Source organism: Streptomyces sp. NPDC042364, from assembly GCF_056437585.1.
Genome location: NZ_JBWKAJ010000039.1, coordinates 1 through 20,358, shown reverse-complemented (window position 1 = coordinate 20,358; position 20,358 = coordinate 1). Strand labels below are relative to the sequence as shown.

General features: G+C 72.2%; 18 protein-coding genes. 10 read left to right on the top strand and 8 right to left on the bottom strand.

The genetic code is table 11. From position 1 onward, the window contains the following. Window positions 1–323 precede the first annotated feature (323 nt). Entirely contained in the window at window positions 324–896 is a 573-nt protein-coding gene (locus tag AC067N_RS38150; protein WP_478683547.1) for a MarR family winged helix-turn-helix transcriptional regulator, read from the bottom strand. Between the two features lie 131 nt (window positions 897–1,027). Here AC067N_RS38150 and AC067N_RS38145 point away from each other — a divergent pair, with 131 nt between their 5' ends. The 6 genes from AC067N_RS38145 to AC067N_RS38120 all read left to right on the top strand — a co-directional run bounded on the left by AC067N_RS38145 (window position 1,028) and on the right by AC067N_RS38120 (window position 6,685). Further along, on the top strand, window positions 1,028–1,375 hold the full coding sequence (locus AC067N_RS38145; protein ID WP_478683546.1) for a VOC family protein: 348 nt from the start codon (window positions 1,028–1,030) through the stop codon (window positions 1,373–1,375). Between the two features lie 50 nt (window positions 1,376–1,425). Further along, window positions 1,426–1,743, top strand: coding sequence for a hypothetical protein (locus AC067N_RS38140; RefSeq protein ID WP_478683545.1), 318 nt, complete (start codon window positions 1,426–1,428; stop codon window positions 1,741–1,743). Between the two features lie 140 nt (window positions 1,744–1,883). Beyond that, window positions 1,884–3,107 carry a right-handed parallel beta-helix repeat-containing protein gene (locus AC067N_RS38135; protein ID WP_478683544.1) on the top strand — a complete coding sequence of 408 codons (1,224 nt, stop codon included), beginning with the start codon at window positions 1,884–1,886 and terminating at the stop codon, window positions 3,105–3,107. A 226-nt stretch (window positions 3,108–3,333) separates the two neighbouring features. Further along, window positions 3,334–3,882 carry a DUF1062 domain-containing protein gene (locus AC067N_RS38130; RefSeq protein WP_478683543.1) on the top strand — a complete coding sequence of 183 codons (549 nt, stop codon included), beginning with the start codon at window positions 3,334–3,336 and terminating at the stop codon, window positions 3,880–3,882. A 179-nt stretch (window positions 3,883–4,061) separates the two neighbouring features. Further along, window positions 4,062–5,237, top strand: coding sequence for a pyridoxal phosphate-dependent aminotransferase (locus AC067N_RS38125; RefSeq protein ID WP_478683560.1), 1,176 nt, complete (start codon window positions 4,062–4,064; stop codon window positions 5,235–5,237). 209 nt (window positions 5,238–5,446) lie between these two features. Then, on the top strand, window positions 5,447–6,685 hold the full coding sequence (locus AC067N_RS38120; RefSeq protein WP_478683542.1) for an AraC family transcriptional regulator: 1,239 nt from the start codon (window positions 5,447–5,449) through the stop codon (window positions 6,683–6,685). A 52-nt stretch (window positions 6,686–6,737) separates the two neighbouring features. Here AC067N_RS38120 and AC067N_RS38115 read toward each other — a convergent pair whose 3' ends face one another. From AC067N_RS38115 to AC067N_RS38090, 6 genes are all read right to left on the bottom strand, one after another. Beyond that, a complete protein-coding gene (locus AC067N_RS38115) occupies window positions 6,738–8,195 on the bottom strand; it encodes an aldehyde dehydrogenase family protein (RefSeq protein WP_478683541.1) in 1,458 nt (485 codons plus the stop codon). Beyond that, the gene (locus AC067N_RS38110; RefSeq protein WP_478683540.1) at window positions 8,192–9,070 is read right to left on the bottom strand and encodes an SDR family NAD(P)-dependent oxidoreductase; all 879 of its coding nucleotides are present in this window, start codon (window positions 9,068–9,070) and stop codon (window positions 8,192–8,194) included. The genes AC067N_RS38115 and AC067N_RS38110 overlap by 4 nt, the downstream gene beginning before the upstream one ends. Then, a complete protein-coding gene (locus tag AC067N_RS38105; protein ID WP_478683539.1) occupies window positions 9,067–10,413 on the bottom strand; it encodes a flavin-containing monooxygenase in 1,347 nt (448 codons plus the stop codon). The genes AC067N_RS38110 and AC067N_RS38105 overlap by 4 nt, the downstream gene beginning before the upstream one ends. Window positions 10,414–10,522: 109 nt before the next feature. Further along, a complete protein-coding gene (locus AC067N_RS38100; protein ID WP_478683538.1) occupies window positions 10,523–11,332 on the bottom strand; it encodes an MBL fold metallo-hydrolase in 810 nt (269 codons plus the stop codon). A 92-nt stretch (window positions 11,333–11,424) separates the two neighbouring features. Next, window positions 11,425–13,143 carry a sensor histidine kinase gene (locus tag AC067N_RS38095; RefSeq protein WP_478683537.1) on the bottom strand — a complete coding sequence of 573 codons (1,719 nt, stop codon included), beginning with the start codon at window positions 13,141–13,143 and terminating at the stop codon, window positions 11,425–11,427. Window positions 13,144–13,474: 331 nt separating this feature from the next. Further along, window positions 13,475–14,542, bottom strand: coding sequence for a zinc-dependent alcohol dehydrogenase family protein (locus AC067N_RS38090; RefSeq protein ID WP_478683536.1), 1,068 nt, complete (start codon window positions 14,540–14,542; stop codon window positions 13,475–13,477). 182 nt (window positions 14,543–14,724) lie between these two features. Here AC067N_RS38090 and AC067N_RS38085 point away from each other — a divergent pair, with 182 nt between their 5' ends. After that, a complete protein-coding gene (locus AC067N_RS38085) occupies window positions 14,725–15,102 on the top strand; it encodes an STAS domain-containing protein (RefSeq protein WP_478683535.1) in 378 nt (125 codons plus the stop codon). 28 nt (window positions 15,103–15,130) lie between these two features. Here the strand turns inward: AC067N_RS38085 and AC067N_RS38080 are convergent, their stop codons facing one another. Further along, window positions 15,131–17,512 carry a phosphoketolase family protein gene (locus AC067N_RS38080; protein WP_478683534.1) on the bottom strand — a complete coding sequence of 794 codons (2,382 nt, stop codon included), beginning with the start codon at window positions 17,510–17,512 and terminating at the stop codon, window positions 15,131–15,133. A 50-nt stretch (window positions 17,513–17,562) separates the two neighbouring features. Between AC067N_RS38080 and ppk2 the strand changes: the two genes are divergently transcribed. The 3 genes from ppk2 to AC067N_RS38065 all read left to right on the top strand — a co-directional run bounded on the left by ppk2 (window position 17,563) and on the right by AC067N_RS38065 (window position 20,044). After that, window positions 17,563–18,366 carry a polyphosphate kinase 2 gene (gene ppk2 / locus AC067N_RS38075; RefSeq protein ID WP_478683533.1) on the top strand — a complete coding sequence of 268 codons (804 nt, stop codon included), beginning with the start codon at window positions 17,563–17,565 and terminating at the stop codon, window positions 18,364–18,366. A gap of 329 nt (window positions 18,367–18,695) precedes the next feature. Next, window positions 18,696–19,397: a response regulator gene (locus AC067N_RS38070; RefSeq protein ID WP_478683532.1), complete on the top strand. Its 702-nt coding sequence runs from the start codon at window positions 18,696–18,698 to the stop codon at window positions 19,395–19,397. Window positions 19,398–19,633: 236 nt separating this feature from the next. Continuing rightward, the gene (locus AC067N_RS38065) at window positions 19,634–20,044 is read left to right on the top strand and encodes a pyridoxamine 5'-phosphate oxidase family protein (protein WP_478683531.1); all 411 of its coding nucleotides are present in this window, start codon (window positions 19,634–19,636) and stop codon (window positions 20,042–20,044) included. Window positions 20,045–20,358 lie beyond the last annotated feature (314 nt).

Below are 20,358 nucleotides of genomic sequence, written 5' to 3'. Positions count from 1 at the left end.
CTGCGTTCGTCAGGTCGTGGACAGGTTGTCCGTCCCCAGCATCCCAGTGTTCGTTCCCGCCCGCGCGTCCGGCGGACCCGCTGCGGACCGACACGCCGCCCGCGCGTCCGGCGGACCCGCTGCGGACCGACACGCCGCCCGCGCGTCCGGCGGACCCGCTGCGGACCGACACGCCGCTCGCGCACCACGGCCCGCACGCGGACCGCGACGCGGGACCGGGGCCCATGGGGCCGGTGCGTCCGAGGCCGCGTCCGACACTCCGCGCCATCGCCCGGAGGGCGACCCCGCGGCGTCAGGTGCGTGTCCTGGGACCGGGCGGTGCCCTAGGACTGGGCGCGCCGGCCGCTGCGGCGGGGGGCCGGGGGCGCGCCGTCGAGGAGGGTGCGGCGGCGTTCCTCGCCGTGGTCCTCGACCTGGTGGACGACACGCCGCAGTCCGTCGGCGACGCTGCGGCACTCCTCGGCGTCGAGCTGCGCGGTGACGAAGGCCTCCTCCTCGTTGAACGCGGGGAACACCCGTCGCATCAGTTCCTCGCCCTCCTCGGTGAGGCTGAGCAGCACCAGCCTGCCGTCGGTGGGGTGCCCGGCCCGCCGCACCAGACCCCGCTTCTCCAGCGTCCGGGAGACCCCGGTGAGCGTCCCCTTGGAGATGCCCGCCTCCTCCGCGACGTGCCGGGTCTCCGACTCTCCCCAGATCCACACCACCCACAGCACGACGAACGCCGTCCAGGTCAGGTCCGCGCCGCGCAGCACCGAGTTCTCCAGGTGCTGCCGAACCGCCGACGCGGCCCGGTAGATGTTGGCGACGACCGCCATCTGTTCATGACGGACGGGGATGCCCCCGAGCTTCGCCTCCGCCAGCTTCTCGGCTTGCGTGATGGATCGTTGGCCGGGCACGGGCACACTCCTTGAGCCATGGGGGCACATCGGATCTCAGCTGTCGTTCGGCTCCAAATTGTACGGAGCGCGCGGCGGAGGCCGTGTTCACGTCCCCGCCCGGGGACCGCCTCGGCCCCTACGATGGCGTCATGTCCGTCGATCTGTTCGCAGGCATCCTCGTCAACGACTACGAAGCGGCACTCGCTTGGTACGAGCGTCTGTTCGGCTCGCCCCCGACGTTCGTCCCCAGCGACACGGAGGCCGTGTGGGAGCTGGCTGAGCACCGGTACCTGTACATCGAGCACCGGCCGGGGCACGGCGGCCACGCCCTGCACACCCTGTTCGTCGACGACCTCGACACCCGCGTCGAGGGGATCACGGGCCGGGGGCTGAAGCCCGCGAACCGGGAGACCTACGCCAACGGCGTCCGCAAGATCGCTTACCACGACCCGGACGGCAACGAGATCGGCTTCGGCGACACCCCCGTCCAGCTCTGACCGCACGCCGCACGCCGCACGCCGCTACCAGGACACCCAGGACGACACCCATGGCTTCCGGTACGCCGCCCACCACCCCGGCGCAGGCCGCCCAGCTGGTGCGTGCCCGGTTCGCCCTGCCGCGGCTCCCCGACGGCACCCCCGCCGAACTCCACGTCCACGAGTTCGACGTCGGCTACCTCGTGTACGCCGTCCTCCCGCCCCGTACCGACCCCTCCGGGCGCCCGCTGCCCGCTCCGCCCGGCGGTGCCAAGGTCGTGGTCGCGAAGGGGACCGGCGAGACCGTCACCGTCCCGAACCTCCCGGCCGAGCAGGCCGTCGCCCTCTACCGGCGGACCCTCGCGCGGGACGGTCGGCGCGCCCGGTAGGCCATGTTCCAGGGGCCGTTCACACATGCGGCCATCAATCACATACACATCTCTTGACGCGCTCGGAACAGGCCCCCTAGCTTCACTATGGAAAGCGCTTTCCCGTCATCCCCGCGCGCCCCGCATCCTGGAGACGAACCATGCGCCTGCAGCCCGTCATCCGTTCCACCGGTGTCCTGCTGGCCGGGCTGCTGGCCCTGTCCTCCGCCGGAAGCGCCCAGGCCGCGCCGGCGGACCGTGCCGCGCAGGCCGGCGGCCAGGTGCGGGCGGCCGACCTGTTCGTGGCGACGAACGGCAGCGACGCCAACGCGGGCACGCTCGGTGCGCCGCTGAGGACGATCCAGCGCGCGGTGGACCTGGCACAGGCCGGGACCACGATCCAGGTGCGCGGCGGTACGTACGCGCCCGGCAGCAACATCCGCCTGCTCAAGAGCGGAACGGCGAGCCGGCCCATCACGCTGCGGAGCTACGGCAACGAGCGGGTGATCATCGACGGCGAGAACATGCCGTACACACCGGGAGCGGTGGGCTCGTCCATCCCGCGCGCGGATCGCGGGGCCGTCCATGTCGAGGGTGACCACTGGCGGTTGACGGGGCTGGAGATCATCCACGGCCCCTACGGCGTCTTCGGTGTCGACACGAACGGCAACGTCTTCGACCGGCTGGTCACCCGGGACAACTACGAGTCCGGCTTCCACCTCCAGGGTGCTTCCGGCGGCAACCGGATCCTGAACCTGGACAGTCACGGCAACCGCGACCCGCGCAAGAACGGCGAGAGCGCAGACGGTCTGGCCATCAAGGAGGGGTCCGGCGGCGGCAACGTACTGCGGGGCGCCCGGCTGTGGAACAACGCGGACGACGGACTGGACTTCTGGATGTTCGACGCTTCGCCGATCCTCGTCGAGAACACCCTCGCGTGGGGCAACGGGTTCAACCGGTGGAACCTGCCCGACTACCAGGGCGACGGCAACGGCTTCAAGATGGGCGGCAACGGCGTGGCCGCGGACCACACCGTGCGCAACAGCATGGCGTGGGACAACTCCGCCGGCGGGTTCGTGGACAACGACAACCCCGGCAGGATGCGGATCGAGCGCTGCACGGCGTGGGACAACGCCAGGACCGGCTTCGCCTTCAACCGCTCCTCCAGCACGCTGACCGGGAACCTGGCCGTCGCCAACGGCATCGACGCCTCGCTGGGCTCGACCTCCACCGGCAGTGGCAACTCCTGGAATCTGGGCGGTAGTTGGTCGTTCACCGGTACCGATGCCGGCACGATCACCGGGCCCAGGACGGCCACCGGGGCCATTCCCTCGTCGAACTTCCTGCGTCCCGCGAACGGGGCGGACGTGGGGGCGCGGTTCTGAGAAGGACCGCGCGTCCGGGTTCGGTGCGGGCACGGCGGTGGCGCCCGTAAATCGGTGGAACGGCGCCGATGTTCGCCACTACCGTGCTGCCGACCCGAGTCGCCTGATGAAGGACGTGCCGTTGTACACCGTGTGAGACCTCCCGAGTGCTGATGGTCGCGCGTCGCGCTGGTCCGCGCCGCGCTGCTTCCTGCTGCGGACTTCTCACTGAAACCGGTGTACTTCTGTGCTCACCAACTGGGTGGTCATGCCCACCTGCCTGCCGCTCGTCGTGCGTCGCTGCCCCGCCTGCGCGTCCGAGCGCTTCCGGGCGAACGGCAAGTTCCGTGTCAACGCCCATCACAAGCTCATCGACGCCTGGCTCCTCGTGCTCTGCACGGGGTGCGGGGACACCGCGAAGCTCACGGTCCTGGAGCGGGCGCACGTGCGTTCCGTACGTCCCGGGCTGCTGAACCGGCTGCACGACAACGACCCCGCTCTGGCGGCCGAGTTGCTCCAGGATCCGGTCGTGCGGCGCCGCAGTCGCGTCGCCCTCGACTGGGACGGCGCCCGGCGTCTCGACACCGGCGGTTCGGAGCATCTGGACCGCGAGGTGATCGACGTGTCGGTCCGCTTCGCGGCCCGGATCCCCGTCCGCCCGGTCCGGCTGATCGCCGAGGGCTGCGCCCTCCCGCGGGCCGAGGTCGAGCGGCTGGCCGGGGAGGGGAGGCTCGTCTCGGCGGTCCCGCTGAACGGCAGGACGTCCAGCGGCTTCACCTTCACGCTCAAGCGCTGAGCGCTCCCGGGCGGGCGGGGGCCTGTCCGGCGGCATCCGCCGGGCGGGCCCGCGTCCTCCGCTCGGGATCGTCCCTCTGTGTGCATCGGACCGAGCGCGCCAGGGTCGTCCCGCAAGAGCCGGCGTCGCGGGCCCGCCGGGGATTACGGGACACCCCTTAAGGTCCCGGTATGAGCAACATACGGATCTCGGCACGTGCCAGGGCGGTCGCCCCGTTCTACGCGATGGAGTTCGGCAAGCACGCCGCCGCCCTGGAGGCCCAGGGTCACCACGTCGTCAAGCTGAGCCTCGGGGAGCCCGACTTCGGCGCGCCGCCGGCCGTTCTGGACGCCATGCGGGATGCCATGGACGGGCGGCCCCTCCCCTACACGGCGGCCCTCGGGCTGCCCGCGCTGCGGAAGGCCATCGCGGGGTTCTACGCGGACCGGCACGGCGTCGAGGTCGATCCGGCGCGGGTCGTCGTGACCGCGGGCGCCTCGGCGGCGCTGGTGCTGGCCGCCGCCGCGCTCGTCGATCCCGGTGACGAGGTGCTCATCGCTGACCCGGCGTACCCGTGCAACCGGCAGATCGTCGAGAGCTTCGGCGCCCGCGTCGGCCTCGTCCCCACCACCGCCGAGGGCCGGTACCAGCTGACCGCCTCGTCGGTCCGGGCGAGCTGGACGGAGAACACGCGCGGGGTCATGGTCGCCACACCGTCGAACCCCACGGGCACCTCGGTGCCGGCCGGCGAGCTCGGGGCGATCTGCGAGGCGGCCCGCGAGCGGGACGCCTGGCGTCTCGTCGACGAGATCTACCTCGACCTCGGCGACCACGACGACCGGGGCCGGCCGCCCCGCAGCGCGCTGTCGTTCGACCCCGGTGCCGTCGTGATCAACAGCTTCTCGAAGTACTTCGGGATGACCGGCTGGCGGCTCGGCTGGTGCGTCGTGCCCGAGCCGCTCGTACCGGCGCTGGAACGCCTGGCCCAGAACTACTTCCTGTGCGCCTCCGCCCCGGCCCAGCAGGCCGCCCTGGCCTGCTTCACCCCGGAGTCCCTGGCGGTCTGCGAGGCCCGCCGGGTCGAGTTCACCGAGCGGCGGGCGCTCGTGCTCGACGGCCTGGAGCGCATCGGGCTGCCGGTCCCGGTGCCGCCCGACGGCGCCTTCTACGTGTACTTCGACGTCAGCGGGACCGGGCTCACCTCGTGGGAGTTCTGCGAACGGGCCCTGCGGGAGGCGCATGTCGCCCTGACCCCGGGCCGGGACTTCGGCGTGCGCACGGCGGAGAGCCACGTACGGCTGTCGTACGCGGCGTCGGCCGAGGATCTGCGCGAGGGCGTCGCCCGGCTGGGGAAGTTCCTGGGGACGCTGCGCTGAGGCGGTCAGCGGGCCTCGCGCGCGGCCACGTCGAGGAGGGTTACGGCGGCGAGGACATGGTGGCTGTGGTGCGTGCCGCGAGCCGTGGCCGGGGGCGCGGAGCGGGGCGTCGGAGGCCGCGCAGGGGGCCGCGGCGGCCACACCCGCGACAGGCCGGGGCCCGGTTGCCTACAGTGAGGCGAGGGACGGCCCGGGTGAGAGGGAACGCGATGCACGATGCTCCCGACCGGGTGACCGTCGAGACCCCCTCGCACAGCACTGCGGCGACCGACCGGAGCGCAGCGGCCCTCACCGCGGCGGCCGACGCCGCCCCGGCCCCCTCCCCGAGAGCCACTGGCGGCCGCTCCGCCACCGCCCCGGCCGCCTCCGCGCCCTCCACGGCCGCCACCGCGGGTACGAGTCGCAGTACCTCCGCCACGATCGCGCCGAACATCCTGCGGTATCTCGCGCGGGTCGCCGCGCAGGACGGTGTCGATCTGGGGCCCGTGCTCGACGAGGTCGGCCTGGACCCCGAAGTGATGCGGTCCGCCGCGCTGCGGGTCTCCTACCGCCAGGGCAGCGACGTCATCCGCCGGGCCCTGGAGCTGACCGGGGACGAAAACCTGGGACTGCGGGTGGGCGCGGCACAGCACCTCACCGCCTGGGGGCCGCTCGGCTTCGCCATGATGGCCGCCGACACCTTCCAGCAGGCCATCGAGACGGGGGTGCGCTACCAGAACCTCTCCGGGGCGATGATGGTGTGGTCGGCCCGCTGGGAGGACGACGGCTACGTGCTGCGCGCCGATCTGCCGGACCCGGCGCTGGACCCGGCGGTCGCCGTCTTCCTCATCGAGGAGGCGTACTCCAGCGCCGCCACCCTCACCCGGCTGAACGTGGGCGCCTCGTTCGCCCCGGAGGTGGTCGACTTCACGTTCCCCGCGCCGCGAGACACACGCCGCTTCGACGAGCTGTTCCGCTGCCCGCTGCGCTTCGGCGCGCCCGGCAACCGCCTGGTGTTCCCCGCCCGCTGGGTGCGCGCGGCCCAGGCGGGACGGGACCCCATCACCTACGCCTCGACCCTGGAGCTGCTGGACTCGCAGCTGGCGTCGCGCCGTGACCAGCAGGACCTCCTCGAAGTGCTGGAGATCTCCATCGCGCAGAGCCTTCCGGACGTTCCCTCCTTCGTGGAGCAGGCCCGCAGACACGCGTCCAGCGAACGCACCCTGCGCCGCCGGCTCGCCGAGTGCGGCACCACGTACGAGGCGCTGGTCGACGGAGTGCGCCGGGAGAGAGTCGAACAGCTGGCTGTCCGGCCTGAGTTGACGCTGCGTGACATCACCCGGCAGGCCGGCTTCGGCGACGTCCGGGCGCTCCGGCGGGCGGTCCGCCGCTGGCACGGCGTGACACCGATGGAGCTGCGCGCGAGGCTGCTGGAGCGCCGGCGGCCCGCACGTCCCTCACCCGGCTGAGGTCCGGGCGGTCACACGTCGGGCGTGTGCCGGCCCGGGTCTGCCCTCGGTCTCAGCGGGTGCGGATCCAGACCGTCTTCTGCCGGGTCCACTGGTCGAAGGCGTCGGTCGACTTCTCCGCACCGCCGAACCCGGACTGCTTCCAGCCGCCGAAGGGCGTCGTGATGTCGCCCTCGCTGTAGGAGTTGACGGAGACCACCCCGGCCTGGACGCCGCGTGCGAGCCGGAACGCGGTGTCGAGGTCGCGGGTCCACACCGAGGCGGCGAGCCCGTACTCGGTGGCGTTCGCCAGGCGTATCGCCTCGTCCTCGGAGGTGAAGGTCTGGACGGTGACGACCGGCCCGAACAGTTCCCTGGTGAGGACGTCGCTGCCCTCGGGCGCGTGGGTGATCACGGTGGGCGGGTAGTAGGCCCCGTGCCGGGGCAGACCGTGGGGCAGTCCACCGGTGTGGACCCGGGCCCCGCCGTCCCGTGCGGCGTCGACCGCCGCCGCGACCCGGTCGAGCGCCGCCCGGTCGATCAGCGGCCCCACCTGGGTGCCGGGGTCCGCCGGGTCGCCGATGACCAGGCGCCGTGCGGCGGTCGTGAACCGCTCCAGCACCTCGTCGGCGATGTCACGGTGGACCAGGACACGGGAGCCTGCCGTGCAGTTCTGCCCCATCGTGAGGAACGCGGCCTCGATCATGTGGTCGATGAGTTCGTCCGCGTAGGAGAGGGCGTCGGGCATCAGCACCTGGGGGCTCTTGCCGCCCATCTCCAGGGAGACGCGTTTGAAGTTGCTGTCGGCCGCGTCCTTCAGGACGCGGCGCCCGGTGGCGGTGGAACCGGTGAACGACAGGGCGCCCACGACCGGGCTCCGGGCCAGGGCGGCGCCGGTCACGGAGCCATGGCCGGTGAGGACGGTGAGGACGCCGTCGGGCAGGCCGGCCTCGGCGGCGAGCCGGGCGAGGTGCAGCGCCGAGCGCGGCGTCGCCTCGGCGGGCTTGACCAGCAGGCAGTTGCCCGCGGCGAGCGCGGGCCCGACCTTCCAGGCGGTCATGGCGAGCGGATAGTTCCAGGGCAGGATCGCCGCCACCACCCCGACCGGTTCCCGGGTCGTCAGGCCCAGAGCGTCCGGCCCTCCCGTGGAGACCCGGCCGAAGGCCTTGTCGGCCGCCTCGGCGAACCAGCGGACCGACTCGACGGCGCCCGGTACGTCACCGGTGAGGCACTCGGTGATGGGCTTTCCCGCGTCCTCGCTGTCCAGCCGGGCGAGGATCCGGGTGTCGCGTTCCATCAGGTCGGCGAGGCGCAGCAGCACCGCGGCACGCTCCCGGACGGGCAGCCCCGACCAGACGCCGGACTCGTGGACTTGCCGGGCCCGCTCGGCGGCCCCGGCGACCTCTTCGGCGCCGGTGGCGGGCACGGTGGTGATCTGCTCCCCGGTGGCCGGGTTGACGACGGCCAGCACGGCGGGGCTCTCGACGACGGTCGTCTCTCCTCCGCCGGCGGGGCTCTCGACGACGGTCATCCCTCCTCCACCAGTTCCCAGCGTCCGTCGACCTGCCGGGCCAGTCCGCGGCGGCGCAGTTCGTCGAGGTAGCGGGCCATGCCGCGTTCGCCGCGCTGCCGGAACAGGGGGAACGCCCTCGGCAGCAGGTTCGGCACCAGCATCGCGAGCCGGACCAGACGGGACTCGCCGGGCCGGGGGTACGCCTCCAGACGGGGCCGGTCGAGGAGGCTCACCACGGCCGCCACCACGTCGGCGGGCTGCTGCGGGGTGTCCTGGAACTGGAGCGAGTTCCCGCCGTCCACCGCCTCCTGGCGCAGCATCCGGGTGTCGGTCGCCGACGGCAGTACGGACCCGGCCAGGATGCCCTTGCTCCTGAGGTCCAGGCCGATGGCGAGCATCGCGCCGCGCAGCCCGAACTTCGAGGCCGTGTAGATCGGGGTCTCGCCCAGGGGGAAGATCCCGCCGAGGGAGACGGTGGTGACCACCCGGGCGTCCGCCGACGCCCGCAGCAGCGGGACGGCGAGTCTGGTGGTGACGAGCGGCGAGGTCAGGTTGACGGTGATCTCCCGCTCGATGCTCTCGACGCTGCGCACGTCGAAGCGTTCGGCGCTGGTCATGCCGACGTTGTTGACCAGCACGTCCAGCCGGCCGTACGCGTCCGCGACCCGTTCGAAGAGGTGCTCCACCCGGGCCCGGTCCACGAGGTCGCAGCCGAGTGCGGTGTGGCCGGTGCCGGGCAGTTCGGCGGCGACCCGCTCGGCGCGGGCCTCGTCGAGGTCGACGACGACGCAGCGGGCGCCGCCCGCGGCGAAGCGGCGGCACAGCGCGCTGCCGATCCCGCCGGCGCCGCCGGTCACCAGCATGACCTTGTCGTGGAAGTCGTAGCGGCTCATGACAGCGCCCCCGTGTGCCGGGGGGAGCGCACGGACGGGGGCTGGCCCTCGGTGCGCCAGCCCATGTCGGCGGCGATCCTGGAGAGGTGCTTCACGATGGCCGTGCTGTCCACGTAGCCGGTGTGGCGGGGCGAGGCGACGAACTTGATGCCGCCGGACAGGTCGGGGCGGTCGGTACGGATCATGCGGGCGAACCGCTCCGCGTTCGGCAGCCGGTGCCGTGTGTCGTGGATGTACCCGGCGATCAGCTGGGCCTGGGTGTCGAACAGCTGGTACGCGCCGGAGTTGGTCTCGGTGAAGCCGACGCCGAACAGGCCCTGGTGCTCGCGGGAGAACGACGACAGGTACAGGTCGGGGTGCTGCTCGTCGCCGAAGTACTTCTGCGCGACCGGCACCTTGTGGAGGTATCCGGTGGCCAGCAGGATCAGGTCGAAGTCGTCGTGGGTGCCGTCGGTGAAGTGGACGGTCCGGCCTGCGGTGCGGGCGATCCCCGGCTTGGCGGTGATGTCCCCGTGCTGCAGGTGGTGGATCAGCAGCGAGTTGATCGCGGGGTGCGTCTCGAACAGCCTGTGGTCCGGCTTCGGCAGACCGAGCCGCGTCGGGTCGCCGTTGATGATCCGCAGGAGCGTGCCGAAGACCCGCTGGGCCAGCCACATCGGCAGGTGCGGCCCGCCGCTCGCGATGGTGTCCACCGGCCGGCCGAAGAGGTGCTTGGGGATGAACCAGTAGCCGCGGCGCATGCTGATCACCGCGTGGTCCGCGCTGCGGGCCGCGTCGCAGGCGATGTCGCAGCCGGAGTTCCCGGCGCCCACGACCAGGACCCGCTTGCCGCGCAGTTCCTCCGCGCTGCGGTAACCGAGCGTGTGGCGTACTTCTCCGGTGAAGTCGCCCGGGATTTCAGGGACGTTGGGGTGCCACTGGGCGCCCGTGCACACCACGACCTCGCCGTGCGTGGTCTGCCGGCCGTCGGTCCGGGTGACCGTCCAGGTGCCGTCCGCGTTCTTCTCGACCCTCTCGACCTCCACTCCGAACTCGATGCGCTCGGTCAGCCCGTAGGCGTCGGCGAAGGAGGTCAGATACGACAGGATCTGCCGGTGCGGCGGGTAGTCCGCGAAGGTGTCGGGCATCGGGAACCCGCCGAAGCCCGAGAGGGTCCTGCTGGAGATGAAGTGGGCCGACTCGTACATCGGGCCGCCCGGGTTGTCGATGTCCCAGATGCCGCCCGGCCCGGTGTGCCGTTCGAGGTGGGTGTACGGCAGGTTGCGCTCCGCCAGGGCCCTGGCGACCGCCAGCCCCGCGGGCCCCGCCCCGATCACGCATGTGTCGTATCGGCTTGTTTCCATGAACCAGTTCCCTTGTCCGGCCGTTCGCGGACCCCTCGTCGAGGGGTTGAAGGGAACCTACGGAGCGGCGGTTCGGGAGGAACTGGTCCACGCGGTCAAAGAGGGGTCCTCAGCGGCCGGCGGCGGGGCCGCCCAGGTGCCCGGCGCGTGCCTTCTCGAACAGGATCGGGTCGTGCGCGTTGACGATGGTCAGGTCCGCGTCGGCCCGCCGGTACAGCTCGGCCAGGCGGGCGTGGTTGGCGCGCACCTGCGGGAAGTCGTGGGCGAGCAGCGCTTCCGTGGCCCGCAGGACGCGCGGCACCGGGGTACGGCCGTCGACGAGGCCGCGGTGGAAGAAGGAGTCGCCGGCGTGCAGGATCCAGCGGTCACCGGTGTCGACGGCGACGCAGGCGTGGCCGCGGGTGTGGCCCGGCAGGGAGATCAGGACGATGCCGGGGGCGATGGCGTCGAGTTCCTTGGCTGCGGCGAAGCCGCGCCATGCCTCGCCGTCGGGGGTGTGTTCGACGAGTTTCGGGCCGTGGGCCCACTGGATGGGCCGGTAGCGGTTCCGCTCCCGCCGGGACGGGGAGGTGAGGGCCCCGCGTGTCTCGGCCGCGGTGGTGTGCACGTGGGCTGCGGGGAAGTCGGACAGTCCGCCGATGTGGTCCATGTCGAAGTGGGTGAGGACGATGTGCCGGACGTCGTCGCGGCGGAAGCCGAGGGCCTCGACCTGGCGGGCCGCCGTCTCGTCCGCCTTCAGCACGGGCCTGAGCACTCGGCGTGACCCTCCGAGGCGCCGTCCGGGGTCGTCGACGTCGTGCAGTCCGAAGCCGGAGTCCACCAGGACCAGGCCGTTCGGCGCCTCGACGAGCAGGACGTGGCAGACCAGCCGGGCGGTGGGTGGGAGCAGGGTCCCGCAGTTGAGGTGGTGGACCCTCATGGCAGTACGACCTCCGGAGGGTCGGCGTAGGGGAAACGGCGGCGGGACGGTGGTGCGGGGCGCCGGGACGGCTCGCGGCCCGGCGCCACCGGTCAGGTGTGCTTCAGCGGTACGCGCCACACCAGGGAGGTGCCGCCGCCGGCGGGTGCGGTGAGGTCGAACCCGCCGCCGAGTTGCTCGGCGCGTTCGGCCATGTTGCGCAGTCCGCTGCGGCGGCCCTCGGGCGGGACGCCGACGCCGTTGTCGCTGACCGAGAGGCGCAGTTCCTGCCCGTCGGTGGCGAGGACGACCTCGGCGCGGTCGGCGCCGGCGTGGCGGGCGATGTTGGTGAGGGCCTCGGAGAGGACGGCCACCACATGGTCGGCGATCTCCTTGGGCACCTCCGTGTCCAGCAGGCCCTCCATCCGCACGCTGGGGGCGAAGCCGACGACCGGCGCCGCGTCCCCGACGACCCGCACGGCCCGGGCCCGCAGCCCGCTGCCCGCCGCTCCCTCGCGGGTGCGCAGGCCGAAGATCGTCGATCTGATGATCTTGATGGTCTCGTCCAGGTCGTCCACGGCCCGCGAGACGCGTTCGGAGGCTTCGGTGTGCTCGATGAAGCGGCCCGCGCTCTGCAGGGTCATACCGGTGGCGAAGAGCCGCTGGATGGCCAGGTCGTGCAGGTCGCGGGCGATCCGGTCACGGTCCTTGAGCACCGCGACCTCCTCGGCCTCCAGCCTGCGTTCCGCGAGCTCCATCGCGATCGCCGCCTGTGCGGCGAAGCCCCGCAGGAGGTCGATCTCCTTCTCCGTGAACGCCGTCCGTCCCGCTTCCCGCACCAGGAGCAGCACACCGCGTACGCCGCTCTCGCCGGTGCCCACGGGGACGGCCACGGCCGGTCCGAGGCCGGTGAACCCCGGTGCCCCGGCCGAGACCCGTACGTCGTGGACGACGTCCGGGCTGCTGACGGCGGTGGCCCCGGCGAAGGCCTCGCCGAGGAGGCTGCCCTCCACGGGCAGGACCAGGCCGTGGAGTTTCTCCGCCTCCTGGCCCAGGGCGAGTTCCACGGACAGCGAGTCCGTCTCCTCCATCGGCATCGCGACCCCGGCCAGTGCGGCGCCGGTGATCTCCCGGGCGCGGTCGGCGATCAGACCGAGGATCTCGGCGCGGTCGCCTCCGGCCATCAGACGGTGCACGATCTCGGCGTTCGCCCGCAGCCAGCGTTCACGGAGCCGGGACTCCGCGTACAGCCTGGCGTTGTCGATCGCCACACCCGCGGCGACGGCCAGGGTGAGGGTGACCGCGACGTCCTCCTCGTCGAACTGGGCGCCGTCGCGCTTCTCGGTCAGGTACAGGTTTCCGAAGATCTGGTCGCGGACCCGGATCGGGACACCGAGGAAGGTGTTCATCGGCGGGTGGTGCGGCGGGAAGCCGTACGACGCCGGGTGGTCGGAGAGCTTCGCCAGGCGCAGCGGCTCGGGGTGGCGGATCAGCTCGCCCAGGATGCCGTGGCCCTCCGGGAAGGGGCCGATCCGGGCGATCTGCTCCTCGCTCACCCCGACGGTGTGGAAGGCGGACAGGCGCTTGCCGTCGGGGCCGATCACCCCGAGCGCGGCGTACTCGGCGTCGACGAGCACGGCGGCGGCCTCCACGATGCTGCGCAGGGCCTGCTCCAGGTCCAGCTCCCGGCCCACCGAGAGCACCGCCTCCAGCAGGCTGTGCACCCGGTCCCGGGTGCCGCGGGCCGCGTCCAGGCGCGCCTGCAACTCCTCGAGCAGTTCGTCCAGCCTCAGCTGCGGCAGCCGTACCCGGGCCTCCTCCGAGCTTCCCACCTGACGGTTCCTCCGGTCCCCTGTTCGACGGACCCCACCGGTCCGGTCATGTGGCCAACGTAATGGTCGGCCCCACGGCACGGTAGCGAATCCGGCGGACCCGGCGGTGACCGGGCGGGCAGCTCGGCCTGCGGCGAAGGGCAGCGCCCGGTGTCCGGAGCGGCCCCGAGGTCGGGACCTTCAGCCCCTGCGGGCGGCTGCGACCGGAGGGACACTGGAGTCAGGAGCGGCACCGATCCCCCGCGGTGTCGCTCCGTTCCGCGTGCGCTCCGGCGGCCGGAGAGGTCCGGGACGGTCCGGCGCTCCTCGGCCGGGCCGTCGTGCGGCGGGCTCAGGCCGCGGGGACGACCTCCCGGTGCGGCAGGTCGCCGAGCACCACCTTCAGGGCGCCGGTGTCGGCGGCCCGGCCGAAGATGTCGTAGGCCTCCTCCATCTGGTTCAGCGGGAAGGTGTGGGTGACGAGTTCCGAGGTGGGCAGGCGGCCGGCGGCGGCCATGCGCAGCAGGGTGGGGGTGGAGCTGGTGTCGACCAGGCCGGTGGTGAGGGTGATGTTCTTGATCCACAGGTCCTCGAGGTGCAGTACGGCGGGCCTGCCGTGGACGCCGACGTTGGCCACGTGGCCGCCGGGGCGCACCATGCGGGTGCACGCCTCGAAGCTCTCCGGCAGGCCGACCGCCTCGATGACCACGTCGGCGCCGAGTCCGTCGGTGAGGTCGGCGATCAGTTGCTCGGGGTCCTCGCGGGCGTCGGCCACCGCGTCGGCGCCGAGCCGTTTGGCTGCCTCCAGCCGGGACGCGGCCGGATCCACGGCGACGATCCGCTCGGGGGCGAAGAGCCGCGCCGTGGCGATCGCGGCGAGGCCGATGGGCCCGGCCCCGACGACGGCGACGGTGTCCCCAGGCCGTACGTGCCCGTTGAGCACGCCGACCTCGTAGGAGGTCGGGAAGATGTCCGCGAGGAGCACGGCGTCCTCGTTGGCGACCGTGCTGGGGAGCACGTGCACGGACAGGTCGGCGTAGGGGACGCGGACGTACTCGGCCTGGGTGCCGTCGATCAGATGGCCGAGGATCCAGCCCCCGCCGCCCCGGCACTGGCCGTAGGCGCTCTCCCGGCAGTAGCGGCAGCGCCCGCAGGCGCTGATGCAGGAGACCAGTACCCGGTCGCCGGGGCGTACCGTCCGGACGTCGCTGCCGACCTCGACGATCTCGCCGACCGCCTCGTGCCCCAGGACCGTGCCGGGACGCACGTCGGGGACGTCCCCCTTGAGGATGTGCAGATCGGTGCCGCATATGGTCACCGCGTCGACCCGTACGACCGCGTCGGTGGGGTCCGTGAGCGCGGGGTCGGGGATGTCCTGCCAGGCTGACTGCCCGGGTCCGTGGAAGACGAAGCCTTTCATGACGCTCCTCACCGTTCCTCTACGAGTGCCGGGAATACCCGACACATCCAGCTTGTCCGCTGGGCGCGCGGCTCGCACGGGCCGCCCGTGCGACGGGGAGGGCAGCCGGTCCCGGCCGGACCCGCACGAAAGGGACCGAACGGCCCTACCGCGGACCCCTCCACCAGGGCTTGTCTCGTCCCATGGACGAGAACGACACCGGCTCCGCCCCGTACCGCACGCACAGCACCTCCGGCGGCACGACCGTCGTGACGCTGCGGGGCGAGATAGACGTCGTGACGGCTCCCGCGCTCGCGGCACGCCTGGACGCCCTGACCTCCCGTCCCCATCCGGACGTGGTGCTCGATCTGCGCCCGGTCGACTTCATCGACTGCTCCGGGCTCGGTGTGCTGTGCCGGGCCCGCAATCGCGCACGGGACCAGCACGGGCGGCTCCGGCTCGTCACCGACAACTCCCGCTTTCTGCGGCTGCTGCGCTGCACCGGCCTGACCGACGTCTTCGAGGTGCGTCCCCGGCTGCCCGGGGAGCCGGCGGACCCGGTGCCCGCCGCGGTGGGCTGAACGACCCGGGTCCGGTGGACGGCGGCGGTCAGGCGTTCCAGGCCCATTCGGCGACCTCGGGCAGGTCGGTGCCGTGTTCACGGATCCAGGCGTGGTGGCGGGTTCGGGCGTCGGCCATCTGCTGGCGTACGGCCGCGGCGCGGACGGCGAGGCCGGGGACGCGGTCGATGACGTCCATGACCAGGCGGTAGCGGTCGAGGTCGTTGCGGACGACCATGTCGAACGGCGTGGTGGTGGTGCCGGACTCCTTGTAGCCGCGGACGTGCAGGTTCCCGTGGCCGGTACGGCGGTAGGCGAGGCGGTGGATCAGCCACGGGTAGCCGTGGTAGGCGAAGATCACCGGCTTGTCGGTGGTGAACAGCCCGTCGTACTCGAAGTCGCTCATCCCGTGCGGGTGTTCCTCCCGCGGGAGCAGCCGGGTCATGTCGACGACGTTCACCACGCGCACGGCGAGTCCGGGCAGATGACGGCGCAGCAGCTGGGCGGCGGCCAGCACCTCCTGGGTGGGCACGTCGCCGGCGCAGGCGAGGACGACATCGGGTTCGCCGCCGTTCTCGGTGCCGGCCCAGTCCCAGATGCCCGCGCCGCGCGCGCAGTGGGCGCGGGCGGCGTCCATGGACAGCCAGTCGAAGCAGGGCTGCTTCCCGGCCACGACGACGTTGACGTAGTCCCGGCTGCGCAGAACGTGGTCCGCGACGGAGAGGAGCGTGTTGGCGTCCGGCGGCAGATAGACCCGTACGACCTCGGGGCTCTTGTTCAGGACGTGGTCGACGAAGCCGGGGTCCTGGTGGGAGAAGCCGTTGTGGTCCTGCCGCCACACATGGGACGTGAGCAGGTAGTTGAGGGAGGCGATGGGGGCGCGCCAGGGCAACTCCCGCGAGGTCCGCAGCCATTTGATGTGCTGGTTGACCATGGAGTCGACGATGTGGACGAACGCCTCGTAGCAGGAGAACAGTCCGTGCCGTCCGGTGAGGAGATAGCCCTCCAGCCAGCCCTGGCAGGTGTGCTCGGAGAGGATCTCCAGCACCCGGCCGTGCCGGTCCAGGTGCTCGTCCACCGGCAGCAGCCCGGCCTGCCAGGCCTTGCCGCTGGCGCCGAAGACGGCCTGGAGGCGGTTGGAGGCCGTCTCGTCCGGGCCGACGACCCGGAAGTCCCGGCGGGCGCGGGTGTCGTTCATGACGGCTTCCAGGAGGCCGCCGAGGACCCGGGTCGGCTCGTGCAGGGTGGTGCCCGGCTTCTCCACCGGGACGGCGAAGTCGTCGAGGGACCGGACGGGCAGGTCGCGGACGAGGAGCCCGCCGTTGGCGTGCGGGGTGGCACCGAGGCGGCGGGGGCCTTCGGGGACGCAGGCGAGGACGTCGGGGGCGGGCCTGCCGTCGGGGCCGAACAGTTCCCGCGGCCGGTACGACCGCAGCCACGCCTCCAACTGCCGCAGGTGGTCCGGGTTCTCCCGCACCCCGGCGAGCGGGACCTGGTGGGCGCGCCACGTTCCCTCGACGGGTTGACCGTCGACCTCTGCGGGGCCGGTCCAGCCCTTCGGGGTGCGCAGCACGATCACCGGCCAGTGCACGCGCTCGGTGACGCCGTCCTCGCGGGCCGTGCGCTGCATGAGGGCGATCCGGTCCAGCGCCTCGTCGAGGGCCGCGGCCATGGCCCGGTGCACCTGCGCCGGGTCGTCGCCGGTCACATGGATGGGGACGTGGCCGTAGCCGCGCAGCAGCGTGTCCAGCTCGGACTCGGGCACACGGGACAGGACGGTCGGGTTGGCGATCTTGTAGCCGTTGAGGTGGAGGATCGGCAGGACCGCCCCGTCGTGCACCGGGTCCAGGAACTTGTTCGAGTGCCAGGCGGCCGCCAGCGGCCCGGTCTCCGCCTCGCCGTCCCCGATCACACAGGCGACCAGCAGACCGGGGTTGTCGAAGGCGGCGCCGTACGCGTGCGCCAGCGAGTAGCCGAGTTCGCCGCCCTCGTGGATGGAGCCGGGTGTCTCCGGGGCGACATGGCTCGGCACCCCGCCGGGGAAGGAGAACTGCCGGAACAGCCGCTCCATGCCCGGCGCGTCACGCGGGACGTCCGGGTAGGTCTCGCTGTAGCTGCCTTCGAGCCAGGAGTTGGCGACCACGGAGGGCCCGCCGTGGCCGGGACCCCAGACGCACAGGGCGTCGAGGCCACGCGCCTTGATCACGCGGTTGAGGTGGGTGTACACGAGGTTGAGGCCGGGCGAGGTGCCCCAGTGTCCGAGGAGCCGCGGTTTGATGTGCTCCGGCCGCAGCGGCTCGGTCAGCAGTGGGTTCGCCATCAGGTAGATCTGTCCGGCGGACAGGTAGTTGGCGGCCCTCCAGTGGGCGTCCAGGGTGCGCAGTTCGTCGTCGGAAAGTACGGTGACGTTCTGGTGTTCGACCTTGGTCATGGGTGACTCCGGAACTCATCGACGGGGGGTCAGAGGGTGGTGGAGGCGGCATGGCCGGCAAGAAGGCGACGAAGGTGCCCCGCGCGGCATACGAAGAGGAACTGCTGCGTCTGCAGACCGAGTTGGTGAAGCTCCAGGAGTGGGTGCGAGCGACGGGCGCCCGGCTCGTCGTGATCTTCGAGGGCCGGGACGCGGCGGGCAAGGGCGGCACCATCAAGCGGGTCGCCGAGCATCTGAACCCGCGTGTCGCACGGATCGCGGCGCTGCCGAAGCCGACGGAGCGCGAGCGCACCCAGTGGTACTTCCAGCGGTACATCCAGCACCTTCCGGCGGCCGGGGAGATCGTGCTGTTCGACCGGTCCTGGTACAACCGGGCGGGGGTCGAGCATGTGATGGGCTTCTGCACCAAGGAGGAGTACCAGCTCTTTCTCCGGCAGTGCCCCATCTTCGAGCGGATGCTGGTGGAGGACGGGATCCTGCTGCGCAAGTACTGGTTCTCGGTGAGCGACACCGAGCAGCAGGATCGGTTCCGCAGGCGACTGGAGGATCCGCTGCGACGCTGGAAGCTGTCGCCGATGGACCTGGAGTCGATCTCCCGCTGGGAGGCGTACTCGCGGGCCAAGGACGCGATGATGGTGCACACCGACGTCTCCGATGCGCGCTGGTTCGTGGTGGAGAGCGACGACAAGCGGCGGGCGCGGCTGAACATGATCGCCCACCTGCTGGCCTCGGTGCCCTACCACGAGGTCCTGCCGCCGGTGCTGGAACTGCCCGACCGCCCCGCTTCGACCGGCTACCAGCGTCCGCCGCGCGATCTGCAGACCTACGTCCCGGACCACGCCGCGAACCTCTGAGCGGCGGGCCACCGCGGTCACACCCACCGGGGGCGTCCGTGAACGAGCATGGCGATGCTTCCCTCCCTGTGGGGCCGGATCATGATCGGGCATCCCTCACCCTCTCGTCGCGCGCCCCGCCGCGCCCGATGCCGAAGGGCCACGGCGACGGGGCCGGACGGTCCGCGCGGCGGGCCGGGCGGCCCCTGGCCGGGCTCCGGGGCACTCCGGCGCGGGGAGGGACCTCCGAGTGGGCCGATCGGCCCTAGTGCGGTCGGCCCCGGCGCGTGAAGCTCGTCATGATGGGCAGACCGTGATCTGTCCTCTTCGCCGGGTAACGAGGGGCCAGGATGTCCGAGCCACGCACTTTCACCGAGCAGAACCCGATCCGCGTGTTTCTGCTCGACGATCACGAGGTCGTCCGCCGGGGCCTCGCCGACCTGCTCGACTCCGAGCCGGACATCTCCGTGGTCGGCGACGCCGGCAGTGTCGAGCAGGCCCTGGTGCGCGGCCCGGCGCTGCGGCCCGACGTCGCCGTGCTGGATGTGCGGCTGCCGGACGGCGACGGCATCTCGGTCTGCCGTGAGCTGCGCAGCCGCATGCCGGAGCTGACCTGTCTGATGCTGACCTCGTTCGACGACGAGGAGGCCCTGCTCGACGCGATCATGGCCGGTGCCTCCGGGTACGTCCTCAAGCAGATCAAGGGGTCGGACCTGGTCTCTGCGGTCCGCACGGTGGCCTCCGGCCAGTCGATGCTGGACCCGGCGACCACCGCCCGGCTGATGCGGTCGCTGCGCACCGAACCGGTGCAGAGCCCGGCCGAGCCGTCGGAGCTGGCGACCCTGTCGCCGCGGGAGCGGGACATCCTGGCCCTGATCGGCGAGGGGCTCACCAACCGGGAGATCGGCAGGCGGCTCTACCTGTCCGAGAAGACCGTCAAGAACCACATCTCCCGCCTCCTGGCCAAGCTCGGCGTCCAGCGCCGCGTCCAGGCCGCCGTCCTCGCCACCCATCTGGAACCAGCGGAAACGAGTGAACACCGGCCGGGGTGAGAGGACCAGAGCGCCTGCCTGTGCGGTCCTCCCGCGCCGGTCCTGCCCGCGTGTCCTCCGTACGGCTCTCCGCACGGCTCTCCGTGCGGTCTCACGTGCGGTCCTGCGCGCACCTGCGTGCGGTCTCACGTGCGGGGTCTCCGCGCGGTTCCACCCCGCGATACGCGTCCGTCCGGGCCCGGAGATCGGGCCGACCGGCCCTACCTGTGGTCGACCATCGAACAGACGATGGGGTGATGGTTCAGAACGATGCCTTTCGCGCACTCGACCGGCAGGAGTGCCTGAGACTGCTGGCCAAGGTGCCGGTCGGGCGGGTGGTGTACACCCGGCGGGCACTGCCCGCGGTACTCCCGGTCAACTTCGCGCTCGACACCGACGCCTCGGTGCTGCTGTGCACATCGGCCACCTCCGACCTGGTGCGGGCGATCGACGGTGTCGTCGTCGCGTTCGAGGGCGACGAGTTCGACCCGGCCACGAAGTCCGGCTGGAGCGTCGTCGTCACCGGGCGGGCCGATGTGGTGACCGACCCCGCCGAACACGAGCGGCTGTCCCGCAGCGGCCCCGCCTCATGGATGCCGGCACGGAACGAGGTCTTCGTGCGGATCGCGCCCGAGATGGTCACCGGCCGTGAACTCGGCACGCACTGACCGGACGCCGGCGCCGCGACAGGGCTTCGCGGACGTCGTACCGGGGCCGCACGACCCCGGGTCGGCGGCGGCCGTTGGGCCGATGCTCCCGACTCGATGGGGCCATTGGTCCCCACTTCGCCCGAAGCGGGCGAACGGTGCCGAAACGCGGTCCGTTGCCTGATACACAGAAGACCGGCGCCCCGATGGGACGCGGCGCCCGATGCACACCTCCGCCCCTTCCGGGAGTCTCCATGCTGTCCGAAGAGTCCGCCGCCGTCGTCCGAGCCACCCTGCCCGCGGTGGCCGGAGCCCTGGACGAGATCACGACCCGC

Bases quoted from the DNA above. Each gene is read 5' to 3' on its own strand.
- AC067N_RS38145 (WP_478683546.1), top strand. From the start codon at position 1,028: ATGTCCGTCGATCTGTTCGCAGGCATCCTCGTCAACGACTACGAAGCG.
- AC067N_RS38140 (WP_478683545.1), top strand. From the start codon at position 1,426: ATGGCTTCCGGTACGCCGCCCACCACCCCGGCGCAGGCCGCCCAGCTG.
- AC067N_RS38135 (WP_478683544.1), top strand. From the start codon at position 1,884: ATGCGCCTGCAGCCCGTCATCCGTTCCACCGGTGTCCTGCTGGCCGGG.
- AC067N_RS38120 (WP_478683542.1), top strand. From the start codon at position 5,447: ATGCACGATGCTCCCGACCGGGTGACCGTCGAGACCCCCTCGCACAGC.
- AC067N_RS38115 (WP_478683541.1), bottom strand. From the start codon at position 8,195: ATGACCGTCGTCGAGAGCCCCGCCGGCGGAGGAGAGACGACCGTCGTC.
- AC067N_RS38110 (WP_478683540.1), bottom strand. From the start codon at position 9,070: ATGAGCCGCTACGACTTCCACGACAAGGTCATGCTGGTGACCGGCGGC.
- AC067N_RS38105 (WP_478683539.1), bottom strand. From the start codon at position 10,413: ATGGAAACAAGCCGATACGACACATGCGTGATCGGGGCGGGGCCCGCG.
- AC067N_RS38100 (WP_478683538.1), bottom strand. From the start codon at position 11,332: ATGAGGGTCCACCACCTCAACTGCGGGACCCTGCTCCCACCCACCGCC.
- AC067N_RS38090 (WP_478683536.1), bottom strand. From the start codon at position 14,542: ATGAAAGGCTTCGTCTTCCACGGACCCGGGCAGTCAGCCTGGCAGGAC.
- AC067N_RS38085 (WP_478683535.1), top strand. From the start codon at position 14,725: ATGGACGAGAACGACACCGGCTCCGCCCCGTACCGCACGCACAGCACC.
- AC067N_RS38080 (WP_478683534.1), bottom strand. From the start codon at position 17,512: ATGACCAAGGTCGAACACCAGAACGTCACCGTACTTTCCGACGACGAA.
- ppk2 (WP_478683533.1), top strand. From the start codon at position 17,563: ATGGCCGGCAAGAAGGCGACGAAGGTGCCCCGCGCGGCATACGAAGAG.
- AC067N_RS38070 (WP_478683532.1), top strand. From the start codon at position 18,696: ATGTCCGAGCCACGCACTTTCACCGAGCAGAACCCGATCCGCGTGTTT.
- AC067N_RS38065 (WP_478683531.1), top strand. From the start codon at position 19,634: ATGGTTCAGAACGATGCCTTTCGCGCACTCGACCGGCAGGAGTGCCTG.